An 11,871-nucleotide genomic window follows, 5' to 3' on the forward strand; every position below is an offset into this window, starting at 1 on the left:
GCCATGCTGGGCCGCCGACCGGCACCACGTACGTCGACGGGGGTAGCCATGCGGCAGCTCTACGCCTGGAAGCGGAACGCCATCCGGTTCGTGTGCGGACGGCGCTCCAAGTGGCTGATCGTAGCCCTGTGGCTGGTGGTCCTGGTGATCGCGGCGCCGTTCGGGGCGAAGCTGAACGACGCCCAGGACAACGACGCCCAGTCCTGGCTGCCCGGCTCCGCGGAATCCACCCAGGTTCTCGACACCTCGCAGCACTTCAGGCCCGAGCAGATCCCCGCCGTCGTCGTCTACACGCGCGACGGCGGACTGACCGTCCGGGACCGGCAGCAGATCGCCGAGGACGCCCGGCAGATCAAGACGCTGCGCGCCCACGGCATACGTGGGGCCGAGACACAGGGCCCGGTCTTCGACCGGCAGGCGGCGCCGCGGGCCGCCCAGATCTACGTACCGATCACCATGGACGCGCGGGGCTGGCAGCGCATCGCACCCGCCGTCGACTCCATCCGCGACCAGGTGGGCAAGGGCGGCAACGGACTCGCGGTGCACATCACCGGACCCGGCGGCACGTCGGCGGACTTCTCCAAGGCCTTCGAGGGCATCGACACGACGCTGCTGTTCTCGGCCATGGCGGTGGTGATCGTGATGCTGCTGCTGACGTTCCGCAGTCCGACGCTGCTGTTCGTGCCGTTGCTCGGGGTCGTGGTGGCCCTGTTCACGGCACAGGCGCTGATCTACCTGCTCGCGAAACACGCCGGTCTGACCGTCAACGGCCAGAGCGCGGGCATCCTGACGGTGCTCGTCTTCGGCGCGGGCACCGACTACGCACTGCTGCTGGTCGCCCGCTACCGGGAGGAGCTGCGCCGGCACGAGGACCGCCACGAGGCGATGGAGCTCGCCCTGAACCGCGCGGGACCCGCGGTCCTCGCGTCCGGTCTGACCGTCGTCCTGAGCATGCTGGTGCTGCTGGTCGCCGAGATGAACTCGACGCGCGGCCTGGGCCCGGTGGCGGCCATCGGCGTGACGATCGCGCTCCTGGCCATGCTCACCCTCTTCCCGGCGCTGCTGCTGATCTTCGGCCGCTGGATCTTCTGGCCGACCGTTCCCCACTTCGGGTCCGCCGATCCCACCGAGCGCGGCGTCTGGGCCCGCATGGGCCGTCGTATCGCCCGCCGTCCCCGCATGGTCTGGGGCATCACGGCCGCGGTGCTCATCGCCCTGTCCCTGGGTCTCCTCCAACTGCGCGCGGCCGGAATCGCCAACGCGGACGCCTTCACCAACACCCCGGACTCCATCACCGGCCAGAAGATCTCCGCACGCTACTTCCCGGCCGGCTCCGGCGACCCTCTCGTGATCGTCTCCAACAAGGCGCAGGCCACACAGGTGGGCCGCGCCGTCGCCGCCGACCGCGGGGTCGTCCCGCAGAGCATCGGCGTACCGCCCGGCACCGCGCCCGAGCACAACGGGCAGGTGCTGTTCGAGGCGACCATGCGCGCCCCGTCCGACAGCGATGCGGCGAAGGCGACCGTGGAACGGGTGCGCGACGCGGTGCACGCGGTGCCCGGCGCCGACGCGCAGGTGGGCGGCGGCACAGCGGCCCTGCTCGACATGGAGAACGCCCAGACCCACGACAACTACCTGGTGATCCCGCTCGTCCTGGCCGTCGTCCTGCTGGTGCTGGGCATCCTGCTGCGCGCCCTGGTGGCCCCGCTCCTGCTGATCGGGACGGTCATGCTGTCCCTGGCCACGGCACTGGGCCTGAGCGCCCTCGCCTTCCGGCACGTCTTCGACTACGCGGGCGAGGACGTGGCCTTCCCGCTGTTCGTCTTCGTGTTCCTGGTGGCCCTGGGCATCGACTACAACATCTTCCTGACCACACGCATCCGCGAGGAGGCCTTCCGCCAGGGCACCCGGCCCGGTGTGGTGACGGGCCTCGCCACCACGGGCGCGGTGATCACCTCGGCGGGTCTGGTCCTCGCGGGCACGTTCGCCGCCCTGGGCACACTGCCGATGGTGGGCTTCGCGGAGATCGGCTTCGCGGTGGCGCTGGGCGTCCTGCTGGACACCTTCGTCATCCGCTCCGTGCTGGTCACGTCCCTCTTCCTCGATGTGGGGAGGAAGGTGTGGTGGCCGCACCGGCTGGCCCACGAGGACGGCGGCGCGCCCGTGCTGACGGAGGCGGAACGGATCAGCCAGTCCTCCGAATGAGCGCCAGGTACATGGCGTCGGTCCCGTGCAGATGCGGCCACAGCTGTACGTCGGGACCCTCGCCGAGGTCCGGCACACCCGGCAGCAGGGGACGGGCGTCGATCAGCTCGGCGTCCGGGTGCTGCTTGAGCAGGTCGTTCACGACCGCCCGGGTCTCGGCGAGGTGCGGCGAGCAGGTCGCGTAGCCGACGACGCCGCCGACCCGCACCGCCTCCAGGGCACTGCGCAGCAGGTCGCGCTGGAGCGGCGCGAACCCCTCCAGGTCCTCGGGACGGCGCCGCCAGCGTGCCTCGGGCCGCCGCCGCAGGGCGCCGAGTCCGGTGCAGGGCACGTCCATCAGCACCCGGTCGAAGGAGCCCGCCCGCCAGGGCGGGCGGGTCCCGTCGGCGGCGATGACCTGGTAGGGCCCGGGGTTGCCGTGCAGCGCCCTGGCGACCAGGCCGGCCCGGTGCGGCTGCTTCTCGGAGGCGAGGAGCAGGGCCCCGCGCTCGGCGGCGAGGGCCCCCAGCAAGGCGGCCTTTCCGCCGGGCCCGGCGCACCCGTCGAGCCACTTCTCGTCCCGGCCGTCGACCGGCGCGTTGGCCAGCGCGAGCGCGACGAGCTGGCTGCCCTCGTCCTGCACACCGGCCCGCCCGTCCCGCACGGCCTCGATGGCCCCCGGCTCGCCGCCCTCGGTGAGCCGCACGGCGTACGGCGACCAGCGCCCCGCCACCGCGGCCTCCTCGCCCAGCAGTTCCTCGGTGGTGGCCCTCCCGGGCCGGGCGACGAGCGTCACCTCGGGCCGTTCGTTGTCCGCGGCCAGCAATTCCTCGATACCGGCCCGCCCGCCGCCGAGCGAGTCCCACAGCGCGGAGACGACCCAGCGCGGATGCGAGTGCACGACGGCGAGATGGTCCTCGGGGTCCTCGTCGTAAGGCGGCGACACCTTCTCGATCCACCCGCCGAGATCGTCCTGAGCGACCTTCCGCAGCACGGCGTTGACGAACTTGGCCCGCCCGTCACCGAGCACGACACGGGCGAGCTCGACGGAGGCGGAGACGGCGGCATGGGTCGGAATCCGCGTACCGAGCAGCTGGTGCACGCCGAGGCTCAGCACATCCAGCACCGGCGGATCGACTTCCCGCAGCGGCCGGTCGACACACGCCGAGATGACGGCGTCGTACGTCCCCTGCCGCCGCAGCGTCCCGTACACCAGCTCGGTCGCGAGCGCGGCGTCCCGCCCGTCGAAGTCGCCCTTCTCCCGCGCCTTCCGCAGCAGCGGCGGCAGGACGAGGTTGGCGTACGCATCCCGCTCGTCCACGGCCCTGAGCGCCTCGAAGGCGAGGATGCGGACGGGGTCCTTCTTGGGCCGCCGGTAGGGCTTGCCGGGCTTGTCGGCCCGACGGGGGGTGTCGCTCACGAAAAGGTGCTCCGGATGTGGGATCAGCTGATACGCCCCAAGCGTACGTCGCCCCCGCTCCCCCACTACCCGCCGAGGCTCTCCCCGTCGCCGATCCGCACGCCACGCGCCCAGTCCGCCGCTTTCATCGGCTTCTTGCCCTGGGCCTGCACCCACAGCAACTCGACACCGTACGAACCGGTCCCGACGTGAACGCTGTTCTTGCCGACGGCCAGCTGACCGGCCGCCAGGTCGGTGCGCTCCGGGACGGGTGCGACCTGGATGAGCTTGAGCCGCTCGCCGCGGAAGGTGGTCCAGGCGCCGGGCGCCGGGGTGCACCCGCGCACGATCCGGTCGACCCTCAACGCCGGTGCGGCCCAGTCCACCTGGGCGTCCTCGACGGTGATCTTCGGAGCGAGGGTGATGCCCTCGCCCGGCTGCGGTACGGCCTTCAGGGTGCCGTCCTCGATGCCGTCCATGGTCGCGGCGAGCAGTCCGGCACCGGCGAAGGCGAGGCGGGTGAGCAGGTCGCCGCTGGTGTCGGTGGGCCGGATCACCTCGGTGACCGTCCCGTACACGGGCCCGGAGTCGAGGCCCTCCTCGATGAGGAAGGTGGAGGCGCCCGTGATCTCGTCGCCGGACATGATGGAGTGCTGCACAGGCGCGGCACCTCGCCAGGCCGGCAGCAGCGAGAAGTGCAGATTGACCCAGCCATGGGCGGGGACGTCCAGAGCGACGCGCGGCAGCAGAGCCCCGTACGCGACGACAGGACAGCAGTCGGGCGCGATCTCCCCGAGCCGCTCCAGAAACTCCGGATCCCGGGGCCTGACCGGCTTCAACACCTCGATCCCCGCCTCCTCCGCCCGCTGCGCCACGGGCGAGGCGACCAGCCGACGCCCCCGCCCCGCCGGTGCGTCGGGCCGCGTGACCACGGCAGCCACCTCGTGCCGCCCGGAGGCGAGCAGAGCGTCCAGAGCGGGAACGGCGACCTCGGGGGTCCCGGCGAAGACGAGCTTCATGGGTGGCTTGGGGCCTCTCGGGCGGAAACGGGTACGGGCAACGCACAAGTCTATGACCACCGAGTCGTCCGACCCGCGAGGGGAAAGCCGCCGACGGCGCCAAGCCCCCACCGGGGCGCGCGCATATGCCCACGCGCCCCCTCTGCGTGACCCGCGGAGCGCTCCCGCGTTGGTCAAGGAGGAGTTGACCACAACGGGCCGCACGCACGCGGCCCGATCCTTTTCACGCCGGTTCGAGAGGCTTGTTCATGGCCGACCACGCAACCCACGACGCCCAGGCTCGGGCCAGCCTGCACTTGCTGGTGCGGGACATCGAGCGGGTCCGCCGGCAGGTGGACGCACTGCGCACGCTCACCGCCCAGCTGGGCAACGTCTACCGCCCGCGCCGCTCCGGCCCGTCCACGGGCTTCGTCGTCTACGGACGCGCCCCCGCCCCGACGGTCCGTCTCGCGCAGGAGTTGCGGGACAGTGTCGAGACCCTGGTGACGGCAGCGGTCGACTTCGACCGTTCCCTCGGCTTCTCGTGGGACGCGGTGGGTTCGGCGCTCGGCGTCACCAAGCAGGCCGTGCACCGCCGTTACGGCGCCCGCCGCGCCGCGGCCCAGGCGGCCGCGGAGGCCGAGCGCACGACCGAGCCGTCGGCGACGAGGACGGTCGGCGTCAACACCGGCCTCCCCACGGTGCCGACGGTCCCCGCCGCCCGCTCCATGCCGACCCAGCCGACGGCCGGCAGCCCGGTCCTCCACGACGAGGCCAGATCAACGGCTTTCCCCGGCCCCCGCAACGGCTGAGCCACGTTCATCCCCCGCCCTCCCGGCACACCCGCCCGGGAGGGCGGACGCATGCCCCCACACACTCCTGAAGCCGACCGTCGGCCATCCCTCCCCTGTCGGGCCGCCGTCCCCTGTGGGGCCGCCGTAGTCCATCCCTCAGCCCGTCGCCGGCAGCTACCGGCCATCCCTCACCCAATGTCCGGCGGATCGATCCGCACCCGAACCACCGCCTCTCCGGCCCCCCGAGCCATCCGCGCAGCCTGCGCGGCCTTCAACGCGGCCGCGAGCGCGGCCCCGCTCCCCGGCGGCACCCGTACCAGCGCCCGCTCCCAGTGCTCCCCGGGAGGCGGCGCCCCCACCCGCCGCGGCCGATCCGCCGAAGTGACCGGCAACGGCACCGGCCCCAGCACCTGGGCCTCCCGCGGCAGTTCCGCCGTACGCAGGAACTCGGCGACCGCCTCCCCCGTCCCCGACACGGCCGCCATCCGGGACACCGGCGGAAAGCCCAGCTCGGCCCGCTCGGCCAGCTCCCGCACCGCGTGTCCGACGGGATCCCACCGCACCAGCGCCTGCACAGGCCGCAGCGTCGGCTCGGCGACGACGACCACGGTGCCGCCGGCGCCCTGTGGCCGTACGAGTGCCGCGGCCGCGATCCATCGCCGCAACGCGTCCTCACCGGCCCGCAGATCGGGCCGCCCGAGCATCGCCCAGCCGTCCAGCAGCAGCGCCGCCGCGTACCCGCCCTCGGCGACGGGCTCGGCCCCGGGCGTGCTCACGACCAGCGCGGGCGCCCCCGGCACGGTGTCCAGCACCTGCTCACGCCCCGAGGTCCGCACCGGAACCGCGGGGAAGGCCCGCCCCAGCTCCTCGGCCGTCCGCCGCGCCCCGACCACCTGCGCCCGCAGCCGGAGGCCGCCGCACTCCGGACAGTGCCAGCCGGTCTCCTCCTGCCCGCACCACCCGCACCGCAGCGCCGTCGCACCGGACTCCTGCGCCTCCAACGGTCCGGAACAGTGCCGACACCGAGCGGGCGCACGGCAGTTGGCGCAGGCCATCCGGGGAACGTACCCCCGCCGTGGCACCTGCACGAGCACCGGCCCGTGCCGCAACCCCTCCCGTACGGCCTGCCAGGCGAGGCTCGGCAACCGGGCGGCCCGCGCCGCCTCGTCGCGCGCGAGATCCTGGTCCCCCACGGTCCGCACCAGCGCGGCGGCCCCCCGCACCTGCTCCCGCCCGGCGACGAGCGGTCGTGCCCAACCGCTCTCGACCAGCTGGGCCGCCTCCACCGTGCAGCTCCAACTCCCCAACAGGAAACCGCACTTGTCCTGAGCGGCCCGCACCAGAAGCACCTCACGGGCATGCGGCTGAGGAGCGTGCTGCTCGCTGTGGCTGTCGTCGCCGTCGTCCCAGATGACGACGAGCCCCAGATCCTGGACGGGCGCGAACATGGCGGCCCGGGTCCCCACGACGGCCCGCACGGCCCCCCGTCGCACCGCGAGCCACTCCCGGTACCGCTTCTCGGGCCCGGCATCGGCGGTGAGCACGGCATGCCGCCCCTCCCCCAGCACCGAGGTCAGCGCGGCATCGACCCGCGCGGCGGCCCGCCCGGCGGGCACCACGACCAACGCCCCACGCCCGGAGGCGAGGGTCGCCGCGACGGCCCGGGCGATCTCGTCGCTCCACTCGGGCCCGGGCAACGCGTTCCACACGGCACGCGGCGCACCCCCCGCCGCCAGCGACTCCAGAAACGCGCCCCCGTGCTCGTACCGCCCCCAGGACCCCGCCTCCGGCGCCCCGGGCGGCGGCAACGGCGCGGGCGAGGGCCGCTGCTCGGCCCGCGCGTTACGCGGCGGCACGGCGAGCTGCAGCACATCGGCGAGACTCCCCGCATACCGATCGGCGACGGCCCGCGCGAGCCCGAGCAACTCCTCGCTCAGCACCCGCTCGGGAGAAACGACCTGGGCAAGCGCGGCCAACGGCCCGGAGTAGTCGGACTCGGCCAGCCGCTCGACGAGGAACCCGTCGATCAGCCCCCCGCCCTCACGCCGCCCGTCCCGCACCCGATGCCGCCCGGCCCCGAACCGCACCCGCACGCGCACCCCGGGCTGAGCGTCGGCATCGAGCTCCGCGGGCACCGCATAGTCGAAGTACCGATCAAGATGCAGCACCCCTTTGTCGACCAGCACCCGCGCCACCGGCAACTCCCCGGCCAACGCGGCCCCCCGCCAGGTCCGGGGCTTGGCCCGTGGCTCCTTGGCCTTCCGCACACTCTCCCGAATCAACGCAAGCTGCTCCGGCGGCGCCCCGTCCGCGCCCCCGCCCCCCTGCCCGTTCTCGCTGCTCACCCTTGCATTCTTACCAAACGCCACTGACATCCGGCGCAGACGAAGGCCCGGCCCCCGAAGGGAACCGGGCCTCACATGGCAACGCGGGACCTACAGCCCCGCCGCCTTCCGCAGCGCCTCCACGCGGTCCGTCTTCTCCCAGGTGAACTCCGGCAGCTCGCGGCCGAAGTGGCCGTAGGCCGCCGTCTGGGCGTAGATCGGGCGGAGGAGGTCGAGGTCGCGGATGATGGCGGCCGGGCGGAGGTCGAAGACCTCGTCGATCGCCTTCTCGATCTTCTCGACGTCGACCTTGGCGGTGCCGAAGGTCTCGACGAAGAGACCGACCGGCTCGGCCTTGCCGATCGCGTACGCGACCTGGACCTCGCAGCGGGAGGCGAGGCCTGCGGCGACCACGTTCTTCGCGACCCAGCGCATCGCGTACGCCGCCGAACGGTCCACCTTGGACGGGTCCTTGCCGGAGAAGGCACCGCCGCCGTGGCGGGCCATGCCGCCGTACGTGTCGATGATGATCTTGCGGCCGGTCAGGCCGGCGTCGCCCATCGGGCCGCCGATCTCGAAACGCCCGGTGGGGTTGACCAGGAGACGGTAGTTCTCCGTGTCCAGCTTGATGCCCTCGTCGAGGAGCGCCTTCAGCTCCGGCTCCACCACGAACTCGCGGATGTCGGGGGCGAGGAGGGACTCCAGGTCGATGTCGGAGGCGTGCTGCGAGGAGACGACCACGGTGTCGAGGCGGACGGCCTTGTCGCCGTCGTACTCGATGGTGACCTGCGTCTTGCCGTCGGGACGCAGGTAGGGGATGGTGCCGTTCTTGCGGACCTCGGAGAGGCGCTTCGAGAGGCGGTGCGCCAGGAAGATCGGCAGCGGCATGAGGGTCGGCGTCTCGTCGGTCGCGTAGCCGAACATCAGGCCCTGGTCACCCGCGCCCTGACGGTCCAGCTCGTCCTCGTCGCCCTCGACCCGGTTCTCGTAGGCCGTGTCGACACCCTGCGCGATGTCCGGGGACTGCGCGCCGATGGACACCGAGACGCCGCAGGACGCGCCGTCGAAGCCCTTCTTCGAGGAGTCGTAACCGATCTCCAGGATCTTGCTGCGGACCAGCGTCGCGATGTCCGCGTAGGTCTTGGTGGTGACCTCTCCGGCCACATGGACCAGGCCGGTGGTGATCAGCGTCTCGACGGCGACCCGAGAGGTCGGGTCCTCGCGCAGAAGCGCGTCGAGAATGGTGTCGCTGATCTGGTCAGCGATCTTGTCGGGGTGACCCTCGGTCACGGACTCCGAGGTGAAGAGACGACGGGACACAACGCTCCCTGGGGTTGCAGCGGCTGCTGGCTGATCATTGGCGGACGGGCTCGGGGGCTGCGCCCGGCATCGTCCGAGAACAGTTTATCGGTCGTACTCCGCAGACGGCCCTCCTGTCTCGCCTCTCGGGAGGGCTGTGACCTGCGGCACGGGCATTCTGCCCAATCCCCGGCGGACTTGGCCAGGGTCGCCACACCCCTGTGGCAGAGGTTTGAGGAGACCGAGAAGCGAATCAAACATTCAGCCGAGGCGTTCCGCCACCAGGTCCCAGACGGTTTCGGCCAAATGCTCCTTGGGGCCTCGCGACACGGGAGTCTCGCTGCCGTCGGCGCCCAGCACCACGGCCTCGTTCTCCTCGGAGCCGAAGGTCTTGCGCTCCCCCACCTCGTTCACCACCAGCAGGTCGCAGCCCTTGCGCTGCAGTTTGACGCGGCCGTTGGCGAGGACGTCGTCGGTCTCGGCGGCGAAGCCGACGATCACCTGTCCGGGGCGGGCGCGCTCGGCGGAGATCTCCGCGAGGATGTCCGGATTCCGTATGAGAACGATCGGCTCCGGTTCCTGGTCGTCCTTCTTCTTGATCTTTCCGGCGGCGTAGGTCGCCGGACGGAAGTCGGCCACCGCCGCCGCCATCACCACGGCGTCCGCGTCCGCCGCCGCCTTGAGCACCGCCTCGCGCAGCTGTACAGCGGTGCCGACCTGGACGACGTCCACGCCCGCCGGGTCCGGCAGTCCGGTGTTGGCGGCGACCAGCGTGACCCGGGCGCCGCGCGCGGCGGCGGTGCGGGCGAGGGCGTAGCCCTGTTTGCCGGAGGAGCGGTTGCCGAGGAAGCGGACCGGGTCGAGGGGCTCGCGGGTACCGCCGGCGCTGACGACCACGTGCCGGCCCTTGAGATCGGGCTCGATGACTCCCCGGGAGAGCACTCGGCGGCAGACGGCGTAGATCTCCGTGGGGTCGGGCAGGCGGCCCTTGCCGGTGTCGACGCCGGTGAGGCGGCCGACGGCGGGCTCGATCACGACGGCGCCGCGGCTCCGTAGCGTCGCCACGTTCTCCTGGGTGGCCGGGTGCTCCCACATCTCCGTGTGCATGGCGGGCGCGAAGACGACCGGACAGCGGGCGGTGAGGAGGGTGTTGGTGAGCAGGTCGTCGGCGAGGCCGTGGGCGGCCTTGGCGAGGATGTCCGCCGTGGCGGGGGCGACGACCACCAGGTCCGCATGCTGCCCGATGCGGACGTGCGGGACCTCGTGGACGTCGTCCCAGACCTCGGTGGAGACCGGGTTGCCGGAGAGGGCGGACCAGGTGGCGGCGCCGACGAAGTGCAGCGCGGAGGCGGTGGGGACCACCCGGACGTCGTGTCCCGACTCGGTCAGTCTGCGCAGCAGCTCACAGGCCTTGTAGGCGGCGATGCCACCGCTGACCCCCAGAACGACCTTCGGCTTGTCCACCGGGTCTCCCCACACTCGATACCCGTACGCCTCGGCTCCCGGCGCACGACTCCATCACACACCACAGGCCCGACAGTCGCGCTGTCGGGCCTGTGGAAAAGCCAACTGCAATCTGAAAGTACTACTGCGCGGGGCCCTCAACGGCCTCGGACGTCAGCAGACCCGCGTTGATCTCGCGCAGGGCGATCGAGAGCGGCTTCTCGTGCACGTGGGTGTCGACGAGCGGACCGACATACTCGAGGAGGCCCTCGCCGAGCTGCGAGTAGTACGCGTTGATCTGGCGGGCACGCTTGGCCGCGTAGATCACGAGGCTGTACTTCGAGTCGGTGGCCTCGAGGAGCTCGTCGATCGGCGGGTTGATGATGCCCTCGGGCGCGGAGATGGAAGAGGACACGCTCTACCTTCCGATGGATGGGAAAAGATCGTCATGATCACAGATCGTGATCACACTACGTCCATCAAGGCTAGCAGCTCGCGAGCCACGTCCTCGACGGAGGTGTTGACCAAGGTCACGTCGAACTCCGGCTCCGCCGCCAGCTCGATCCGCGCCGCGTCCAGACGGCGCTCGATCACCTCGGGCGGTTCGGTGCCCCGCCCGGTGAGCCTGCGCACGAGCTCCTCCCAGGAGGGAGGAGCCAGGAACACCAGCTGAGCGTCCGCCATGGACTCGCGGACCTGCCGGGCGCCCTGGAGGTCGATCTCCAGGAGAACCGGCTCGCCCGCCTCCAGCCGGTCCAGCACGGCCGTACGCGGCGTGCCGTACCGGTTGCCGGCGAACTCGGCCCACTCCAGCAGCTCACCGTTGGCGATCAGCTTGTCCATCTCCTCGTCGGTGACGAAGAAGTAGTGGACTCCGTGCCTCTCGCCGGGGCGGGGCTTTCGGGTCGTCGCCGACACCGAGAGCCAGACCTCGGGGTGTTCCTTGCGCATATGGGCGACGACCGTGCTCTTGCCGACCCCGGAGGGGCCGGAGAGCACGGTCAGCCGCGGACGTTCACTCATGCAGCGATTATTCCAGCAATCCCGGAGTGCCCGGGACTCCCGGTCCGGAGGTCACCGGACTCAGGAACCGGTGCTGCCGAACTCACGCTCCAGAGAAGCGATCTGGTTGGAACCGAGGCCACGCACACGGCGGCTCTCGGAGATACCGAGTCGCTCCATGATCTGCTTGGCGCGGACCTTGCCCACGCCCGGCAGGGACTCGAGCAGCGCGGAGACCTTCATCTTGCCAATGACGTCGTTCTCCTGGCCCTGCTTGATGACCTCGTGCAGGGAGGCGCCGGAGTGCTTGAGTCGATTCTTGACCTCGGCCCGCTCCCGGCGAGCCGCGGCGGCCTTTTCGAGCGCGGCTGCGCGCTGTTCAGGGGTAAGGGGCGGAAGAGCCACGCCTACGTCACCTCGGATGTCGA

Annotated in this window: 10 protein-coding genes; 2 read left to right on the top strand and 8 right to left on the bottom strand. The window is 71.8% G+C overall.

What is annotated here, in order from left to right; translation table 11 throughout:
- Positions 1–48 precede the first annotated feature (48 nt).
- Entirely contained in the window at positions 49–2,205 is a 2,157-nt protein-coding gene (locus ACWC09_RS23065; protein WP_450852453.1) for an MMPL family transporter, read from the top strand.
- On the opposite strand, the gene ACWC09_RS23070 is transcribed toward ACWC09_RS23065, so the two are convergent.
- Together ACWC09_RS23070 and fmt are read right to left on the bottom strand one after the other, a co-directional pair.
- Positions 2,186–3,604, bottom strand: coding sequence for an RsmB/NOP family class I SAM-dependent RNA methyltransferase (locus tag ACWC09_RS23070; RefSeq protein ID WP_450852454.1), 1,419 nt, complete (start codon positions 3,602–3,604; stop codon positions 2,186–2,188). The two genes, ACWC09_RS23065 and ACWC09_RS23070, sit on opposite strands and share 20 nt — an antisense overlap.
- Positions 3,605–3,669: 65 nt before the next feature.
- Positions 3,670–4,602: a methionyl-tRNA formyltransferase gene (gene fmt / locus ACWC09_RS23075; protein ID WP_450852455.1), complete on the bottom strand. Its 933-nt coding sequence runs from the start codon at positions 4,600–4,602 to the stop codon at positions 3,670–3,672.
- A 248-nt stretch (positions 4,603–4,850) separates the two neighbouring features.
- Between fmt and ACWC09_RS23080 the strand changes: the two genes are divergently transcribed.
- Positions 4,851–5,393: a hypothetical protein gene (locus ACWC09_RS23080; RefSeq protein ID WP_450852456.1), complete on the top strand. Its 543-nt coding sequence runs from the start codon at positions 4,851–4,853 to the stop codon at positions 5,391–5,393.
- A gap of 170 nt (positions 5,394–5,563) precedes the next feature.
- Here ACWC09_RS23080 and ACWC09_RS23085 read toward each other — a convergent pair whose 3' ends face one another.
- The 6 genes from ACWC09_RS23085 to ACWC09_RS23110 form a co-directional block, all read right to left on the bottom strand.
- Complete coding sequence (locus tag ACWC09_RS23085; RefSeq protein ID WP_450852457.1) at positions 5,564–7,720, bottom strand: primosomal protein N'; 2,157 nt, start codon at positions 7,718–7,720, stop codon at positions 5,564–5,566.
- Between the two features lie 90 nt (positions 7,721–7,810).
- A complete protein-coding gene (gene metK / locus ACWC09_RS23090; protein WP_450852458.1) occupies positions 7,811–9,019 on the bottom strand; it encodes a methionine adenosyltransferase in 1,209 nt (402 codons plus the stop codon).
- 240 nt (positions 9,020–9,259) lie between these two features.
- Positions 9,260–10,462 (bottom strand): bifunctional phosphopantothenoylcysteine decarboxylase/phosphopantothenate--cysteine ligase CoaBC, encoded by a 1,203-nt coding sequence (gene coaBC / locus ACWC09_RS23095; protein WP_450852459.1) that lies wholly within the window; start codon positions 10,460–10,462, stop codon positions 9,260–9,262.
- Positions 10,463–10,583: 121 nt separating this feature from the next.
- Complete coding sequence (gene rpoZ, locus ACWC09_RS23100; RefSeq protein WP_003988945.1) at positions 10,584–10,856, bottom strand: DNA-directed RNA polymerase subunit omega; 273 nt, start codon at positions 10,854–10,856, stop codon at positions 10,584–10,586.
- 50 nt (positions 10,857–10,906) lie between these two features.
- Positions 10,907–11,464, bottom strand: coding sequence for a guanylate kinase (gmk, locus tag ACWC09_RS23105; RefSeq protein WP_450852460.1), 558 nt, complete (start codon positions 11,462–11,464; stop codon positions 10,907–10,909).
- A 60-nt stretch (positions 11,465–11,524) separates the two neighbouring features.
- A complete protein-coding gene (locus tag ACWC09_RS23110) occupies positions 11,525–11,848 on the bottom strand; it encodes an integration host factor (RefSeq protein ID WP_003977346.1) in 324 nt (107 codons plus the stop codon).
- Positions 11,849–11,871: the final 23 nt, after the last annotated feature.

This window comes from Streptomyces sp. NPDC001617, assembly GCF_053596855.1.

Coding starts and splice junctions, on each gene's coding strand:
- ACWC09_RS23065 (WP_450852453.1), top strand. CDS start 49: ATGCGGCAGCTCTACGCCTGGAAGCGGAACGCCATCCGGTTCGTGTGC.
- fmt (WP_450852455.1), bottom strand. CDS start 4,602: ATGAAGCTCGTCTTCGCCGGGACCCCCGAGGTCGCCGTTCCCGCTCTG.
- ACWC09_RS23080 (WP_450852456.1), top strand. CDS start 4,851: ATGGCCGACCACGCAACCCACGACGCCCAGGCTCGGGCCAGCCTGCAC.
- gmk (WP_450852460.1), bottom strand. CDS start 11,464: ATGAGTGAACGTCCGCGGCTGACCGTGCTCTCCGGCCCCTCCGGGGTC.